At 55.2% G+C, this 18,967-nt stretch carries 8 protein-coding genes; all 8 read right to left on the minus strand.

Annotation, left to right across the window (positions count from 1 at the left end; all coding sequences use genetic code 11):
* Position 1: 1 nt before the first annotated feature.
* A complete protein-coding gene (locus WJU22_RS00875; RefSeq protein ID WP_341841419.1) occupies positions 2-2,722 on the minus strand; it encodes a hypothetical protein in 2,721 nt (906 codons plus the stop codon).
* A gap of 93 nt (positions 2,723-2,815) precedes the next feature.
* Positions 2,816-4,255, minus strand: a complete 1,440-nt coding sequence (locus WJU22_RS00880; RefSeq protein ID WP_341841420.1) for a RagB/SusD family nutrient uptake outer membrane protein — start codon at positions 4,253-4,255, stop codon at positions 2,816-2,818.
* A 653-nt stretch (positions 4,256-4,908) separates the two neighbouring features.
* A complete protein-coding gene (locus WJU22_RS00885; protein WP_341841421.1) occupies positions 4,909-7,383 on the minus strand; it encodes a SusC/RagA family TonB-linked outer membrane protein in 2,475 nt (824 codons plus the stop codon).
* 958 nt (positions 7,384-8,341) lie between these two features.
* Positions 8,342-9,598 carry a hypothetical protein gene (locus WJU22_RS00890; protein ID WP_341841422.1) on the minus strand — a complete coding sequence of 419 codons (1,257 nt, stop codon included), beginning with the start codon at positions 9,596-9,598 and terminating at the stop codon, positions 8,342-8,344.
* Positions 9,564-11,996 (minus strand): DUF2339 domain-containing protein, encoded by a 2,433-nt coding sequence (locus WJU22_RS00895; protein ID WP_341841423.1) that lies wholly within the window; start codon positions 11,994-11,996, stop codon positions 9,564-9,566. Before WJU22_RS00895 ends, WJU22_RS00890 begins: the two co-directional genes overlap by 35 nt.
* 78 nt (positions 11,997-12,074) lie before the next feature.
* Positions 12,075-13,589, minus strand: a complete 1,515-nt coding sequence (locus WJU22_RS00900; protein WP_341841424.1) for a DUF5689 domain-containing protein — start codon at positions 13,587-13,589, stop codon at positions 12,075-12,077.
* A gap of 27 nt (positions 13,590-13,616) precedes the next feature.
* Positions 13,617-15,125: a SusD/RagB family nutrient-binding outer membrane lipoprotein gene (locus WJU22_RS00905; RefSeq protein ID WP_341841425.1), complete on the minus strand. Its 1,509-nt coding sequence runs from the start codon at positions 15,123-15,125 to the stop codon at positions 13,617-13,619.
* 19 nt (positions 15,126-15,144) lie between these two features.
* The gene (locus tag WJU22_RS00910) at positions 15,145-18,402 is read right to left on the minus strand and encodes a SusC/RagA family TonB-linked outer membrane protein (RefSeq protein ID WP_341841426.1); all 3,258 of its coding nucleotides are present in this window, start codon (positions 18,400-18,402) and stop codon (positions 15,145-15,147) included.
* Positions 18,403-18,967 lie beyond the last annotated feature (565 nt).

Raw genomic sequence — 18,967 nt, forward strand, 5'->3', positions numbered from 1 at the left:
ATTATTCTACGTCTTTCGCGTGGTAAGCCCTGGTTGGGGTCACGCGGTATTTCCCTGCACCGGCGGTAAAGTGAACGGTATTGTTACCGGCCACCACATCCATATTGACGTCCATTCCACCGCCTTCCTGCCGGATATTCCAGAATCCCGGCTTCAGGCCGGCGAGCACCACCTGCCATTGCGCACCAGCTGGAACTTCCAAAGTGAAAGGTTTTTCCACATCGGCGGCGCCTGCGCTCATGCATACCACCCTGTCGGCAACGATCAATTGATACATACCGTCTTTTTCCGCAAACTGAACGGGCAGCGGTTTTGCGTCGCCTTCGGCCATCTGGAAAACGGTGAGGAAGCGGTCGCGGGATTGCGATGCAGCGGGCGACACCAACATGCGGAAAGCACTGGCTTCCGGCTTGGTGGATTTCACTTCGAAACGGTTACCGAAAGTACTGTTGGCATCGGGGCCGCCGAGCACATCCAGCTTACGGTCTGCCGCAGCGGGGAGGAGCATTTGCACGTGGGTTTTGCCTTCGGCGCCGTTCAGCGCGTTGTGCAATACCCAGGTATCGCCATCGGTCTGCGGCTGGTGCAGCGTATTGATCTGCCAGTATTTTTTGAACGAAGGATCGGCCGTGCTCATATCATCGGTCAGGATGATGACGGCGGGCACGTCTTCGCGGAAGAGGTTCAGGAACAGGAACCCGCGGGCGTACTGCGCGATCTTCGAGGAATACGCCCCGGTAAGATCGGCTTTGAAATAGCTGAAGGCGGGCTTTTGCGCGGAGGGCCCAAACGCGGCAGACATCACTTTCCCGTTATCGAACCAGGGATCGGTGGTGGTTTCTTCCGGCGATTGCGGGAACCGCTGGTTGAAGCGCGCGCCGCCGTCCTGCAGCTTTGTGCGGAAACGGAGTTTTTCCTGCGGGTCCATGGCCAGCATCATGCTATGCGCGATCGATCTTTTATTGAAATTGAAATCGTACGGTGTTCCGTAGGAAAGGTACAAACCGATATCGCCCACCTGGATGCCGTGATGATAAATCTGCAGCGCACCGGCGTCTGCATGCTGGTGATTGGCGAAATGGTAACCACCGCCTTTGATTTCTGCGATCACATCGTTGCTTTCGGGTTTGTTGTTCCATCCCGTCCGCGCCACCACGCCACCGAGCACTTTCCCGAAATCCTTCGTCAGCGGGAGTTTCGTCAAATCATGGTCCGCTTTCAATGCGGGATCGTTCACCAGCAGGAACAAAACCGGGTTGTCAGGCAAACCGCCCTGCCGCTGGAACTCCGCTTTCAACAGGGGGTCGTTGGCGTAGGCATAACCGAGCAACATGGCCATGGGCTGCTTCCAGTACAGGGGCGCGTTGCCGCCGCCTTTCACGGAAAACATATCGCCATCGCGGAGCATGTATCCGTCGGGCAGGCGCATGTAGAGCCAATAGTACGGGAGATGTTTGATGTTGTCGTCGAATACGGGGTGGCCCGTCATCCGATAAAACAGCCAAACGGCGTGCATTTCCCACATGAGGCGGTATGCGCCGTAATCCACGCCCTGGTTGTGGCGCGGCGATTCGTACTCGAATTTGCGCATGGGCACCAGTTCTTCGAGCACGGTGTAGGAAGTGTATTTATAGGGAAGGGGATCTTCGTCGTACAGGGCGATAGACATGGCCAGCAGGTCGCGGCTGATCTGGGCCTCGTTGCCATGGCCGTTGATGATGCTATCCATGAACGGCGGCCATCCGATTTCCATGTCGCGCGCGAGGCGGAGCATGTGGAAGCGGAGGTTTTCCAGTTCGGATTTGCCCAACAGGTCGAAACACCAGTCGTACACCAGTGCGGTCACATAAATCGACCGGCCGATCTCGCGGGTGATGTCGCCATAGGTCACGTTCCCGAATTCGAGGACAGACAGGTAATCCTGCATGAGTTTCGCTGCTTCGCGGCCCACGGCTTTATCGCCGGTCATGAGGTAATAGAAGGCTTTCGTTTCCACTGCTTTCTCCACATCTTCCCGGTAAAAAATCTCTTCCTGCGGATCGAATTCGAACGGGAAGGGAGAAATGGCGGCGGCACGTACTTTTTCCCACGCGGCTTTGTTTTCGCCCTGGGTGAGGCGCTCTTTGATGACGGGCAGCTGTTGCGCCGTTGTCCAGATGCGCGGATGCCCGGCGGGCGGTGTGATGCGGGGCTCGTAGCGTTGTGCTTTCTCCGGGATGGCGGGATCGTTGGCGTTTTTCCATTCGATCCAGGCGAGGCGCACGCCGTCGGGCAGCCAGATTTTTATGGATTGTTCGCCAGCTTCCATCTCGAATTTCCCGGAAACCTGGCGGTTGCCGTGGTAGGCGTCGAACAAAATGCGCTTTGTGGGCCGGTGGCTTCCGATCTGTATTTTGACGTGGGCGGCTATTGCCGGCGCGCCTTCCAGTTCGGGAACGGCGAAGGTCGACAGTTCGTACCACCCTTTCGCCGGGATTTTTACGTTGAAGGTGAGGGTTGCCGGGCCGGAGGGGTCTGCCTTCACGCCACTCTTCAATCCCACTACCTTTCCGTTTTCGCCGGCATTCACTACCACGGCCGATTTTCCGTTCAGTTTCGCCAGGCGGGCGGGCAGACGGTTCACGTACTTATCCCCCACTACCGCCGGGTACTGCTGGGCAAACACGGTCACCGAAACGAAGCTCAGCAAGGCCCAGATCATCCAGCCAGATTTCACTTTCATATTCATAAACTATTCCATCTCATGATCATTGATAAAAACCGGATTCCCCGGAGCTTTCGCCCCCGGGGAACCGGTACAAACTACAGCGGTATCTTAGTACCCGGGATTCTTCGCCATATTCGGATTGGCCGCCAGTTCCGTTTCGGGAATGGGCTGCACTCTCCTGAAGTCGGTCGTTTTTACTTCCACGTAAGCCGAATGCGCTTTCGCGCCCATGTCGGGCCGGTTAAAGGTAGCATTCTGGCGGTAGAGGTCAAACAGCCGCAACCCTTCGAAAGCCAGCTCCTTCCGGCGCTCCACGATCACCGCATTCACCAGCGCGGCGCCGGTCAACGTATAGGCCACCTGGTCGGGGTCGCGGTTTTGCGCAACCATGTTCAGGTATTTCTGTCCTTCGGTGTTGTTATTGAGCCGCGCTTCCGATTCGGCGAGGATGAGCAGCACTTCCGCATAACGGAGCAGCTTGATCTCGTCGCGGTCGGTATTGGTGACGTTCTGGTATTTGTTCACGTAATGAACAGTCTGCGTGCTGCGCGCACCGTCCACGATGAGGCTGCGGCGGCGGTCGGTGGCGGAATAGAGATCGTACAGCTCATCGGTAGCCAGCATGTCGCCGAGGCTTTTGGAGGAATAGATCGCGTCCAGCCCTTCCACGCCCGCATTGGCGGTGGCGTTGTTGTTCAGTTCGAAAAGTGTTTCCTGCTTATCCGTCCGCGCTGCGTTCGACGCCCAGAAAGCCGTGAAAGCCGCTTCTGTGGCTGCGAGCGAATACCCACCTTCATCCACCACTTTTTTAGCCGCATCGCGGGCTTTGGCGTATTCGCCCATATAGAGGTAAGCGCGGGCCTGGAGGGCTTTTGCGGCGTATTTGGACAGGAAGTTCGTATTGTAAGGGTGCACATTCATGCCGGTGGCAGGCATGAGGTCGAACGCCTTGTCGAGATCGGAAACGATCTGTGCATAGACTTCCTTCACCTTGTTGCGTGCGGGTTTGATGAGCGATCCGCCGACGCTGGTAGGCAATATCACCACCGGAACGCCGTCTGCCTCGGGGTTTTCCGCGTAAGGTTTGGCGAAGAGGTTCACGAGATAGAAATAGTTCAGCGCCCTCAACGCATAAGCCTCGCCCAGCATGTGGTTCACGTTATTGGTGGCGGCCAGGTCGGCATAAATGACGCGGTTCGCCTGTTGAATGACGTAATAGGCCGACGACCATATATTGGCCGCTTCGGCGGAAGAGCCCACGAACGTATAGTTGTTCATGGGGATCAGCCGGCCGGAATTGGAGCTGGACAGGTACACGTTGTCTGCCAGCAGATCGCCGAACAGGGGCACGTTCCGGCCGAAATACAAGGAACCGGTCATGTTGCGGTACGCGCCGTTCATGGCTTCCAGCATGCTGCCTTCGGAGATGATGGCGTTGCCGACCGACACGCTGGTGGAGGGCTCTTCGTCCAGGAAGTTCTTCCCGCAAGACGCTGCCGTGAAGCTGGCGGCAGTCAGTATGGCGATATATGCATGTCTTTTCTTCATGTGTCTGGTTTTTTAAAGGCCCACGTTAATGCCGATGGTGAACGTTTTGTACTGGAACATATCCTGCGAGTCGAGCCCGCTGTAGGACACTTCCGGATCGAAGGGTAGGCGCTTGTCGAACGTTTTGGTGAAGAGGTTGGTAGCCCTTCCGTACAGCGCCAGTTTGGAAACGCCCAGTCTTTTCACGAATGCCAGGTTGTTGAAATCATATCCCAGCTGGATGTTTTTCAAGCGGATATGATCGCCTTTGTACAAGCGGTAAGTGCTCACCGTGAGGTCGGACTTCGTCGTGAACTTCGGCACATCGGTGATCTGGCCCGGCGTGGTCCAGCGGTTGTCGTAAATGTACTGGTACTTGTTATTGATGTAATAGTTGCCCAGCGTGAAGTAAACGTCCTGCGCACTGAGGATGGAATAACCCAAAGCATAACTGAAGTCTACGCCCAGCGAAACGCCCTTGTACGTGAACATGTTATTGAAGCCGCCGGTCGCTTTGGGGACAGACATCCGGTCCAGCGGGATCATTTTCGCATCGCCCGGTTTGTTGGTAGTGGCGGAATGGGACTCGTCGGTATAAAACAGCGGATCGCCGGTTTGCGGGTCTACACCGGCATATTCCCGCATGTAGAACGTATTGAAGTTGTAGCCTTCCTTCAGGTAGAAGTTACCGTTCTGCACGGGCGTATTGGCCGGCAGTTTGGTGATTTCGTTCCGGTTGAAAGCGGCGTTGAAATTACTGTTCCAGGTGAAGTCTTTGCTGCGGATGATATCTCCACGGAGCATGAATTCCCAGCCTTTGTTGGCCATGGCGCCCACGTTCTGTAATACGGACGGGAAGCCGGTGGTGAGGAAGTAGGCACGCTGCGGATGAGCCCGTCGATATTATTATAATAGTAATCCACCGACAGCATGAACCGGTTCTTCGCGAACCCGAAATCGGCGCCCACATCGAACTTGCGGGAAGTTTCCCAGGTAAGGTCGATGTTGCCGATCACGTTGTATGCCTGCCCGATGACGCCTGCGTAGGAAGATCCCAGGCCATAGCTCACTTGCGGCAGCCATTGGTAATTGCCGAGGCTCGCGTTGCCGGTGGTACCGTAAGAAGAACGGAGCTTCAGCGCGGAGAAGATGCCTTGCTTTTCGAAAAACGCCTCTTCATGGAGGTTCCAGGTGCCGCCTACCGACCAGAACGTCGCGAAACGGTTGTTGGACGCGAAGCGGGAAGAACCATCGCGGCGGAGCGACGCATTCAGCGCGTATTTATTCTGATAGTTCACGCTGGCGTTACCGTACGTGGATACGAAAGAATAATTGCTGTAATCGCCATACACGCTTTGCGGCGTTCCAGCGTTGCCCAGGGCCGTCAGCCCGGAGTGCGACGACGGGAAGCCGATCCCGTCCGCCGACATTTTATATTCCTTCGAACGCTGCGCTTCGTAGCCCACGGAAGCCGTGGCGTAAAAATCTTTGGCCGCGTCGATGTCGTACCGGTAATCGAGCTGGTTGCGGGTGAGCCAGTTGAAGAAACGGGAGTAATAATTGCGGCTGCGGCCTTTCAGCGTGCCACCACCATCGCCCATCACGGGGTTGAGGTAGGTGGTTTCTTCCAGCGTATTGTAATCGGCGCTCACGTAGGAGGTGAAAAACAGCTTGTCCCAGATATTGTACCGCAGCTTGGCGTTACCGAGCGTTTTGAACATGGACAGGAAGCGTTTGTCGTTCTCCGTTGTCCACAGCGGGTTGTAAATCCCCGGGAAGTTGGTATTGCCGGAAGTGGAATTATTGATGGAACCGTCGTCGTTATACGCAAGCTGGAACGGCCGGAGGCCGCGTGCGGCCCAGATGGGGTTCGACGAGAAGTTGGTGGTGGTGGGCGTGTTCTGCCCGATGTTCGAGATATTGAGGCCCAGCGACAGTTGCAGGCGTTTGTTGATCTGGTGGTCGAGATTCACGAGCCCCGAGATCCGTTTCAGGTCGGCGCCGATGGTGGTGGCTTCCTGCCCGAAATATCCTGCCGACGCGAAGAATTTCGTTTTTTCGCCGCCGCCATTGAGGCTGACATTGTATTGTTGCTGTTTGCCGGTGCGGGTGATGAGGTCGTACCAATCGTTGCTTTTGCCGCTATTGAGGCCGTAGCTGTTGGCGAGGTCTTCGATCTGCGCGGGCGTGCTGCCGCCGTTGGCGAGTGCTTCGCGGAACATGATCGCGTATTGTTCTGCGTTCAGCATTTTCCCGGCTTTCGGCAAAGGAATTTCGCTGGAAACGCCGCCTTCCGCATCAACCCTTACCTGCGTTTTCCCCGATTTACCGCGTTTGGTGGTAATGAGGATCACGCCGGCTGCGCCGCGGGAGCCGTACACAGCCGTGGCGGCTGCGTCTTTCAGCACGTCGATGCGATCGATATCGTTCTGGTTGAGGCCGGCGAGGGCGTTGGAAGTGGTGGAATAGGAAGTGAGCTGGCCGGAGTTCACGATCATCCCGTCGATAACGATGAGCGGGTTATTGCTCAGTTGCAGGGAGCTGACGCCGCGGATGCGGATGTCCATATTGGCGCCGGGCTGGCCGCTGGTGATGGGGGCCGTAAGACCGGCCACCTGGCCCTGGAGCGACTGTGCGAAGTTGGCGAAGGGTTTGTTTTCGAGGGAGCTGCCGTTGACGGTGTTGATGGAACCGGTGGAGGTAGCGGAGGTGAAATTCCGGTAACCGTCGGTGATCACTACTTCGCCGAGGGTTTTAATGTCTTTTTCCAGTTTGATGTTGATGACGGATTGGTTGGCCGGCACCTGGCGGGTTACGTAACCTACCATTTTAAAGGTAAGGGTGGCGCCTTCGGGCACGTCTTTGAGTGTGTAGAAGCCGTTTCCGTCGGTAATCACGGCTTTAGAGGTGCCGGTGATGGCGACTACAACGCCCGGCATGGGGGCGCCTTCGTCGTCGGTAACGTTACCGGAAATCTGGCTGAGAATGATGCGTTCGCTGGCGGTAACCAATACGGGCCTTGCGTTGGCCGTGCCCGGCAAAACGCCTGCGCTCATCACCGCGATGCAAAGCGCTGTGGCCTTTACCGCCGCCGATTTGCGGACGGCCGACAACCGTGCATTTTTCCCGATATGAATTGTACGATCCATACTTCAGTGAAATAGAAGATTAAAGAATTGAATAATTACCGTTGTGCTCCTGAGTAAAAAGCCATATCGGGCATACGGAGAAATATGCCGCGGCGGTGCTTCATGTCTGCATGTATCGTCATAGGCAAAATGTGCAAAACCAACCTTTGGCCGGCGATAAAAAATACACCCCTCTCCGACCCGACGGCCGGAATGATCGCTGTATTAAAATGGAAAAAATGAGATGCGTATCCGTCTCCCCGATGACGCCTCTGGTGGAATTTGCGCTTACTTTGGTTGAATGACTATGTAAACAAATGTAGTGCTTTTATGTAAACATTTATCCCTTTCAGCAGTTTTCTTTCAAAAAATATTTGGATGATGGTAATTTATTGTTTCTCAATTGTATTAAACGAATGTAGGGTTTATTTGTATACAATAATGGAATTAATCGGTAAACGTAGCGTAAGAATCTTTGCCTGGAACGCGGGCATTCCTTCGGGAATCCTGCGGGTAAAACAAGGGGATTTTATGAGTATAAATAAGGAGCCAACAGTAGATTAAAGGCTTTGCGGATCGTTTAAAAAGATAGCAGACCTCCATCGGTGCGCAATTAATAGGAACTGACCATTACTTATTGATCTGTAAATGTGGCGCAAGAATCTTTGCTTGAAATGCGGACATTCCTTCGGAAATCCTGCGGGAAAAACGAGGGTATTTCATGGGTATAAAATGGAACTAACAATAAATCGCAGGCTTTGCGGATCGCTTAAAAAGATAGCAGGCTTCCATCAGGCACGCAAATAAAAAAGGGACTGACCATTTTTTTAGTCAGCCCCAATATAAATATGTAATCGATCCTTCCGTTTTCCTGATTCATCATCAGGATATCCGTTTTTCAGCTATTTGATGGGTGGAATTCGCAGCACCTCCGCCCTATCTGGCAAATAGCCAATCCTTCCCCAAACACATTAAATAATCAATCTTTTTCTTTCTTCATATCCCGCAACAACCCGCGCACCACCAGCGCCAAAACCCCTATCACCACAACGATCCCTAACCATATCCACCAACGCGAAGTGAAAACGCTTGCAGCTGCCGGCACCGGCTGCGGACGATCGATCGTAACGGGCGCTTCAGGCACCAGGTCCCGGCCAGCCTGCTCATGATACGCAAACCTGAAAAACTCGGCATCGTATTTCGGCGCACGCATACCAGCCGCACCGCCACGCAAAGTATAATTCCCGGGCTCGAGTTTCGTGATCAGCATATACGCATCCTGCCAGATCCCGGCGCTTCCCGGCACCAACGGAAGATTATCCCCGTTCTCCACTTTCAGTACCAGGCTATCGAACACCGTATTGGGCCCCATTTCGATGACGTTCACCGAATCTTCGGAGTACAGCACCGCTGTAGTGAGCAAATGCTCCGCGCCGTTCTCGATCGACAGCAATTGCACATCCCTCCGATACATCGCCGGCTGCGATATGGGGATCGTCACTTCCCGCACCGGCAAAGCGGCCGGCAGTGTTAGGAGGAAACGGTCGGTACGACGGTCTTTCCCATCCATCAACACCAGCTCCACATCCGCCGCTTTTATTTTTTCCTCCACCAGTTGCGGCTTGTTCCTGAAGCCGACGCAATTGAAATGCAGCGGCGCGCTGGCGGAATCGTTGATCACCAGTTTGAAATACCGGTAACCGGAAACCGGCATGCCGATCGTTTGTTCCACGATCGTTTCCTTGCCTTTTACAGGAATGGCGGTAGCGGGCGACAACAGGAACTCCGGACGAATGGCATACCATTGCACACCGTCGTTGCTTCCCGTCAGCACCGCCGTTTTCTCCACATCGGTATTGGAATACCGCAGGCCGAACGATTTAAGCGACATCTGCGGTTTGGGCTCGAATACGATCACCGTTTCCTTTCCGGGCACGGATTCCAGCTTCGGTGTGGCATAAGCGATGAAATTGCCTTCCGAGATCACGCGGTATTTGCGTTCCAGCAAATAAGGCACCTCACCCGCATCACCAAAAATCCGGATGTCCCATTCTCCGCCACGAAAGGCTTTGGCACTGAGGGCCGGCGTTATCGGAATACGGTAAAAAAAGAAGCTGTCTACCTTCGGCAGTTTCGCTTCCCAGGTAAATCTGGCGCTGTCCTGCGCGGAGGCGCTCATCGCGCAGCCAAGCAGGAACAGGTTAATCCGGCAACTTTTCTTCAACAGGTTGATCATCTGTCAGGATTATTTTCTTTAACCGCTGATACATGAACGATATCAGCAACAATAATATACCCAGCGAAATAAACGCCGCGATTTTTCCGCCTTCGCCCAATCCGCGAAGGTCGAACGCAAAGAGCTTCACGAGCGTAATTCCGAATACGGTGATGGCCACGATCCGCAAGTCGCGGGATTTGCGGCGCAGACCGATGAACATCAGCACAAAAGCGAACAATCCCCACAGCAGCGCATATCCCGTTCCATGCACCGTTCCCAGGGTAGCGGCGGCCGACACCGGTGCGCGAAGCACCACCACGAGATGGTCCAGCTCCGCACTCAGCAGGTACAACGCCATGAACGACAGGAACCAGTTGAACCCGGTTTCCAGCTGGGGAATGCGGAATTGCGGGATGGTTTTCTTCATTTCCACCAGCAGCCACACCAGCAATCCGGTCTGTAAATAATGGAACAAGAAAACCCACATCGGGGTTTCGCCGGCGAGCACTTCCGTTCTTACCCGGATCACGGACAAATTGAAGTAGCCCAGCATGGCGAGTGCCGCGAAGAGCGAAAGGAACATCAGTACCACCGCCCCTTTATCGTTCCGCCGGCGTGTCAGCAGCAAAAGCACAGACAGGTAGCCGAAATTGAAGCAACCGGTGGCCAACGCGGTAAGCGAAGGCTGATGGCTGTTTACCTGGTGCACGATCTCGAGAAGGAAAACAACATATATCAATATCACGAGAATCGTTTGCAACACGCGCGAGACGCCGCCTGCGCTCATTACAGGGAACAGGGGAACGGAAGGCTCGTCCTGCGCCACCTGCCTGCGCAGCAGGTACACCGCCGCGATGGCGGCGATCCCCGTCACGAAGGCTTTATTGATCACCGGCCGCAACTCGGGCCCCGGGAAATACAGTTGCGACCAATCCATCATCAAACTGATCAGCATCAACACCAGCACCGCCATAGACGCGTACTTCATCTGCACGATCCCCGATTTCCGGAACAGCCAGAAAATCAATACCGATTCCGCCGCCCAGAAAAGGGTGATATAATTTCCGTTCAGCTGCACCGGCGCAGCGAGGCTCATGAACGTAAGCACCAAACCGATGAGCAGGTACACCATCGTTCGGTCTGCCTTGCTGTTGCGGAAGAGGAAATATGCGAACACACAGTTGAAAACGGCCATCAGCGCGGTGAACAGCCCCTGCCAATCCTGCCAGCCGCATTTCTCCATGAACAACATGCCCGCGCTGTAATAAAACAATGTGTTACTGAGCAATATCCCGATCTCCAGCGCGCGGAAACGCGTACCGTTGCGCACGTTGTTGATCACGTTCATGAGGAAGAACACCACATAAAACGCCGTCGCGAAAACGAAAGCCGTCCGCACGTCGCCGAGGACGATCCTGTCGCCCTCCAGCGCACCGGAACCCATCCATCCCCCGAAAATCAACCAGGTGAGGGCGTAGCAGATAATATTGACGAGGTTCCATTTTTTGAAATACGCCAATACCAGCATCCCGACGTTCAGGATAAGCATCCAGGAGAAGAAGGCGATGAGGTTGGCATGACCGGTAGACACCATGAACGGCGCCCCGAACCCACCGAGGATCGCCAGCACCGCCAGCTCTTTCCGGTCGTAGGAAATGGAAAGGAACACCGTAAACGCCGTGATGGCCACCGTAAGCAGGAAAGCCGTCGTTTGCCCCACCAGCGCATATTGATGGAACGCAATGGCCACGGTAAAATATAATACCGCCACGCCGCCGCCGACCAGTACGGAACTGAATGCAGCAAACGATTTCCGCATGCGGTGCGCCAATCCGATGAGCGCCGCGCCGCATAAGAACCCGATGAACGTCCGGCCGATTTCGTTGATCCAGTTTTTATCGATAGCGAACTTGAGGAAAAACCCGATCCCGATCACCAGCACCGCGATCCCGATTTTGTTGAACAGGTTCTCGCCGATGAATTTCTCGATGTCGGGATTCTTTTCCATAAACTTCTCCCAGAACGAGGGTTGCGGCTCCGGCTCCACATATATTGCTTCCGGCCCGCGTTTCATTTCCGCCGCCTGGAAAGCCGCGCGCATTTCTTCCTTTTCTTCGGGTTCGGGCACCTCTTCCACGAACTGCGGTACCGGGGGCTCCTGGTGCAGGGGAACGGGCGCTGGCAGCGCAACGGGCTCCGGCGCAATTGGCGCCTCGACCACCGTCCCAGAATCGGGGGAAATTTCCGGGGAAGCCGGGCGCCCGGGGGCCGGGGATATTTCCCGCTTTTCCAGCTCCTTGCTCAGCTTATCCAACCGGTACAATATTTCCGACATCCTTTCGGCATTCCGGTTCTGGGCCATCACCACCAACACCAACAAAACGATCAGCAACAGGATAACAAGTGTAATTGACATAGGAATTGGGGATTATAGCGGTAAATATAAGAAAAGCCGCCCCAAATGGAGCGGCCTTTCATTATAGGACAACAGGAATCACCGGAGTTTGGTAGCCTCTTCCCCTTCAATATCCACCAACTGCGACTCGGTCGTCAGTTTGGTATTGATCTGGATCCTCGCTTTCATCCAGCGGCCCAGGGCAGGACTATACTCCCCGCCCAGCTTGATGAACACGCCCGCCACATAGCTCACGCTCAGGGTATTGGTGCCGGAGCGGAAGAAAGGTTGCGATGCCAGGGAAATAGGATTGATCACGTCGTACCAGTCGGTATTGGTGATGCGGTACCCGATCTGGTTGGCGCCTTCGGAAAGGATCTGGCCGTTCTGGCCCACCATCACCACATCCACCGGCCGCGATTCCTTCGTGACCACCGTTCCTTCGAACACCGCCATACCGGAAGCGTTGCCGCTGTTGGCCAGCAGGTTGCCCGTTTTCTGGCCGAAGTCGTCGCCCGCCGTACTGCCGTAGTTGAAAGAACGGATCCATTTGGCGTTGCTGATGCTCGTAGAACCGGTACCGTTAATGAGCTTGGTGGAACAGCCCACGTAAAAGAACTCGCCCTTGCTGACGGTACCCGATGTCAGGTTGAACTTGTACGTCCGCAGGCCGCCTGTAGCCCACCCGTTTTGCGGGATGCCCGTAGGCGTGGAGGCGCCGGCGTTATTGGTCGTCACCAGCGAATATTTCGTTACGGCAAAGTCGATATCGCGGGTAGCCATCAGCTGGATGTACTCGTAGTTATTGTCCGTACTCCCCGCAGGATCGGCCAGGAACCCGGTGATGACGATCGGCGCGATCTCCACGGTGGAGCTCAGCGTCGTGATATCATCGGCCTTGCGGACGCGCAGCTCCGGCACAAAATCCCCGCCTGTTCCCGGTTTCATCCAGATGAGGCTGCGGAAATTAGCCAGCACGGGCATTTGCACATTCGCCAGGTCCGATTCCGGATCGGTCAGCAAAGGAATATCCCCGAACCCGTCGTTCAGCAATTTATTCCCGGAAAGCACATCCCCCGGGCCCGGCAGCGGATCGAACCCACCTTTCACGATCATGCACAGCGTGCTTTGGTACACTTCGGGATTCGCGATGATCTTGTTGGTCGTTACCCGGTTGATGGGCAGCGGATTATTTTTGGAGATCACCTGTATCCCCGCGGCACTCACGCCCGCGAGCTGGAAAATCCCATCGCGCTTGGTGAGCGTTGCCCCGGAAACGGGAATGACCACCGAATCACCGGCTTCGTATTGCGCGGCCGCGGCGCCAACCGGGATGGCGATACCGCGCTGCGCCAGGCGACTGGAATCCTGCACTACCAGCATGCCATCGGGCATATTGCCGGCACGGTGGTCAGACACAACGAGGCACCGGAGCGAATGGGCGCCGAACATATTTTCGGCATTCAATTGAAGGTCTTGCCCCTTGTACATAGCCCGGATATCATAAATAGCGATGTAGGGACTGAGTTTCGCGCCGGGATAGGTGTCGTCTTTCACACATCCCCAGAAACCGGCCGCGATCAGCATCATCGTATATAAAGCGATTTTTTTCATGTTGCGTTTTTTAGTACTGTATCAGCATTACGGTTTCTGCCACCAAACTTCCGTCGAAATAACGTCTGATCCCTGGCGGGAAACGGCCTGTTTGTAATTGGTCGGGTTGGTGGATTGAACATACACCGGGTAGTTCATCCGCGCCGGCATAACGCCGTTGTTGCGCAGGCCGGGGCCTTTCGGGAGAACGGGGTGCCCGGTGCGGCGGTACTCGAACCATTGCTGCATGTCCATGAGGAACATCGCATAATATTTCTGGATGTGGATGGCTTCCATCTTTTCATCTTCCGATCCGCTATCGTTCCAGTGCAGGTCGGCTTTGTCGATATAGTCTGTTACCTCGTCCCACGCCGGGATCCATTGTTTGATGGTGTATTTGATGCCTCTTGTATAATAGGCTTCCGCGCTGCCGGCGATCCATCCTTTCACCACCGCTTCCGCCAGCATGAACTGTACTTCCGCGGCGTTGAGCATCTGCCCGGTAAGGGCGTCTGTCTGCAGATTAAACAGCGTAGTGGTGGTTTGCGAGTAGAAATACGACCTGCGGACGGGCGCCTGGCCCATCTGGTAACCGCTCGGCACGCCGCTGTAACCGCCCTGGTAGGGCGCGATGCGCCAGCGGTTCACGCTGTTGTTGCCCTTGGAAGGGTCGATGAGCGGATTGTTCCAGTTCACGAGGTTGTTGATGAAAAACTCCCCGACGCCAGGCCCCCTGAAATCCTGCTCGCGCACACCCAGGAACGGAGACACCAGCGGCCCGGCGCCCGTCCACCGGAGGATGGCCGACTGTTCGGTGGTATCGATGATCGGGTAGCTCGATTTCTTCGTTTCCGCTACTTCCTTGAATTTGGCGATGGCCACATCCGCCACTTCCGCTTTCCCGGAAATGCGCATCAGCAGCCGCAGGTAGAGCGAGTTGCCGAAGCGGCGCCATTTGGTGATATCGCCGTTGAACACGGGATCGCTGTTGGCATTGATACCGTAAGTGGTATTGTTGAGATACACGTTGGCGGTATCCAGCTTGTTGAAAATATCGAAATAGATATCCTTCTGCGTATCGAACGGCGGCTCGAAAACCGCGGAATCGCGGGCGAGGTTGGATTTGAAATAGGGAATATCGCCGTAGGTATCGGTCAGCATGGAAAACACCCAGGCCTGGCAGATCAGCGAAATGCCAATGTAGGAGCGGTTGTACGACTTGGGATCGCGGGCCACTTTCTCCATGTCCTTGAAGTTGGTCAGTTCCGAGTACCAGGCATTATACAGGTAATCTGCCCAGGTGGCGCGGAAATCGTAGCGGAACACCTTGCCGTCGGATTCGGAAATATCCACAGTCACCTGCATCAGTTCGTTATTGAAATTCCGGTTGCGGATCATATTGGCCGACAGCGTATTCACCAGCGCCGGCGCCATGAGCGCGTGCGCCGTAGCCACCTTCGTTTCGTTCGGGTTCGTATTGATTTCGGTAAAGTCTTTGGTGCACGACTGCGTCGCCATTCCGAAAAGCACCAATGCACCGATTATTGTGTGTTTCATCTTCTGCATGTTGAAAAATTTAGAAGCCAATGACCAGGTTTACACCGAAGGTTCTGGTAGACGGGAATTGCCCCACTTCAAAACCCTGCACGATATCCGTACCGCTCAGCGTTCCGAATTCGGGATCGAACGCCGGCCAGTCCGACCAGATCGCCAGGTTACGGCCATACACACCCACCGTAGCTTTCTGCATGCGCAGTCTTTTGGTAAGGCTGCCGGGCAGCGAATAATCGAGGCGCGCTTCGCGGAACTTGATGAAATCGGTGCTGAAGGTGCTGCCTTCGGCGTTATCCTGACCGTAATGCGAGCGGTAATATTCGTCGATGTCGGTAGCGATCACGTCGTTCGGCCGGAACTTTCCGTCAGCCATCTGGATCACGCCGTTACCGATGATGCCGTTGTAGCGCCCGGGCAAGGTGTTCTTCGTTTTTCCCTGTTCGGCCAGTTTGTAATGCGTGAGCGAATGTGCCACGGCGCCCCACTGCCCGTCGAACAGCAGGTGCAGGCGGAACTGTCCGTACGAGAACTCGTTCGTCCAGCCCAATTTCCATTTCGGAATGGTATTGCCGAGATAGATCACTTCTTCCGTCAGCTTGGCCCAGCCAGTTTTATCGTCGTAAATGATCTGTCCGTCGGGAGAACGCTGGTAGCCACGGCCGTACACCGCGCCCATGCTGCCGCCGGGCTTGGCCACGATCTGACCGCCGCCAACTGGGCCGGTCACGAGCACCACCGAACTATCGTCCAGCTCGCGGATGGTATTGGTATTGGAAGAATACACCACGCTGGTGCTCCAGGAGAATTTACCGCGTTTGTAAGGCGTTCCGTTCAGCGCCACTTCTATCCCTTTATTATTTACCCGTCCGGCATTGATCATCGCGCGCGACCAACCGGTAGAACGGTCGATGATGCGGGACAGGATCTGGTCTTTGGTGAATCCGGAATACATCGCCAGATCGAGGCCCAGCCGGCCTTTGAACATCTTCATGGCCACACCGCCTTCATAGGTGATGGTGCGCAGCGGGCGAAGATCGGAATTGGCGAGGATGGAAGGGTTCCGCAAACCGCCGGCGTACAGGCTGCCCGCGGAAGGATAGGTGAATTCGGTGAGGTAAGGCGTGGTACCGCCGCTGCCAACGCTCGCGAGCGAGAACCGCAGCTTGGCGAAATCGATCGCTTTCGGCAGATCGATCACTTCATTGGCCACGAAGCTCAGGTTCACGGACGGGTAGAAGAAACCGGAATTGGCGATACGGCTCTGCGTGGCCAGCACGCTGTTCCAGTCTTGCCGCCCCGTGATGTCGGCGAACAGGAAGTTTTTATACGACGCGGAAATCAATCCATAGAGGGAATTGATCTGGTACGAAGTACGGAAAGGCATGGTAACGAGGGGGCCGAGATTGTTGGCCAGGGAATACACGCCGGGGTACGCCAGCGAATCCGCCCGCACCTCGTCGCGGATGTACCGGTTGCGCAACGCAGCACCGCCGGCCGTGACATTCAGCTCGAAATCGCGCCCCACTTTGGTGTTGTAGCGCAACAGGAAATCGGAGTTGAACTCCTGCGACATGATGTTCTGCGTCCGGAAACTGCCGTACGGGAATTTGGCGCCCGCATCGTAAGGTCGTTGCTGGGAGCGGTCTTCGTACCCGAAGTCCATCGCCGTGCGCACCTGCAGGCTGAGCTTTTTGGTAATGTTATACGTGGCCGACACGTTGCCGGTAATGCCGTGGCGGTTGGATTTGTTGAGATATTCGTACGCCACCGCGTAAGGGTTGCTGGGGAACGAACTGAAAGGGAACATGATCTTCAGCTGATCCTGCCCCAGTTCCCAGTAATTCTTCAGCCAGTCGATGTCGGCGCTGGGCTGCCAGAAAATGTACCAGTACATGATCGACTGGTTGCCGTAACCCGCGCCGGGCAGGTTATCGGAATATTTGTTGGTATAGTTCACTTTCGACGAAATCTGCAACCGGTCGTTGATTTTCGAGTTGACGGACAGCGCCACGGTATTACGGTCGTACCCGGTGTTGGGCAGGATCCAGGTATTGTGGACGTTGGTCACGGAGAAACGGGCCGTCGTTTTGTCTGTTCCGCCGTCCAGCGAAATGGTGTTGGTGAAGGTTTTGCCGTCGTCGAAGTAGGAATTGACTTTGTTGGGATAGGGTTGCCACAGCGTCCTTTCCGTTCCCTGTTTCTGCGTAACGGGGTCGAACTGGTGAAACATCTGCCCGTCGAACCGGGGCCCGTAAGCCGAACTGGTGCCGCTGGTGGAACCACCGTCCGGACCGGCGCCGTAGGAATAATACGCGGCGCCGTCGAGGCCCTGGCCGTATTCGAACTGGAGATCGGGCCAGCGGTTCACCTGTTCGATAGACGCATTGGAGTTGAGGGAAACGCCGATGCCTTTGCGTTTGCTGCTACCCGATTTTGTGGTGATGATGATGGCGCCATTGGCTCCGCGGCCGCCGTAAAGCGCCGCGGCGCCGGGGCCTTTGAGCACGGTGAGCGACTCGATGTCTTCCGGGTTGATATCGTTCAGGCCGCTGCCGTAGTCGGCCGGCATGTTATCGCTCCCGGTGCCATACGTGGCTTCACCGCCCACGGCGGTCCTGCGGCCGCTGCCCTGGTTGATCACGACGCCGTCTACCACGATGAGGGCTTCGTTTTCGCCGGTGAGGTTGTTTTCTCCGCGGAGGATGATTTTATTGGAACCGGTGGGGCCGCTGTTGGAGCGGACGAGGTTCACGCCGGCAACTTTGCCCGACAGCGCGTCTGTCCAGTTACCGGAAATGGCTTCGGTCAGTTGTTCGCCTTTTACGACGGTGGCTGCATAGCCGAGGGCTTTTTCTTCCCGTTTGATGCCGAGCGCCGTTACCAGCACTTCGTTGAGGCTTTTGGGATCGGCGGCGAGCTGCACGTTGAGCTGCTGCGTTTTCTGCACGGTGATTTCACGGGTGATGTAACCCACGTACGAGAATACCAGCACCTTATTGGCCGAGGTGGTGGAAACGAAGAAAGCGCCCGTGGCGTCTGAAGTAGCGCCTTTGGGAGTGCCTTTCACTTTGATGTTGACCCCGATGAGCGGGTCGCCGTTAACGTCGGTCACGCGTCCGCGAACAACGATCGCCGAATCCTGGAAAGGATGCGGCCTGGCGGGTGTTTTGTCGTAAATGCCCGGCCGGAAGACGGCGGGTTTCCGCGATACGTCCTCCGTGGCTGCGTGAGCGAAAGCCCCGATCTGCAAGCCGGTCATGAGAAGGAAAAAATGTTTCATTCAACAAGTTTTATAATGTAATGATTCCCCTTGTGGCAATGTGGGAGCGCAGCCCGGGGATGTTCCGGGAACCTGCGCCGGCGGTACTTTCCGGGAAAAACATCCCCGGGCGGGATGTGCATCCAGCCAGTACCTGTTCAAGTAAGCGTATATTGGTAACCGTTATTCCTCCTGCCGGAAGACCGCGCAGCGGAACGGATAAGTGGAAAGATGTTTCTTCATACTGTGGATGATTTTGGTTTCATTCAATACTTACGCAGCCTTTCATTCAAGACAAAAATTCTTCGTGCCGGTACGTAACCGGCAATAACCTGGATGATCGTTCCCGGTGGCGCCACCGGGTATTTTTCCCGAAAAACCTTGCGATTGATACAGCCGGATTTACACCGGATGATCGTGGAACTTACACTTCATCTAAGGGACATTCGCTAAAGTAGAACAAAAGTAAAATTAAACAAAAAATAATTACCTGTAATTATTTAGAACTAGATATGAAATATAATGAAAGGATGAATAGATTCAGGTTGATCAATTTGATTATCAATGCATTAAATCAAAATACAAA

Source organism: Chitinophaga caseinilytica (assembly GCF_038396765.1).
GTDB classification, from domain to species: Bacteria; Bacteroidota; Bacteroidia; order Chitinophagales; family Chitinophagaceae; genus Chitinophaga; species Chitinophaga caseinilytica.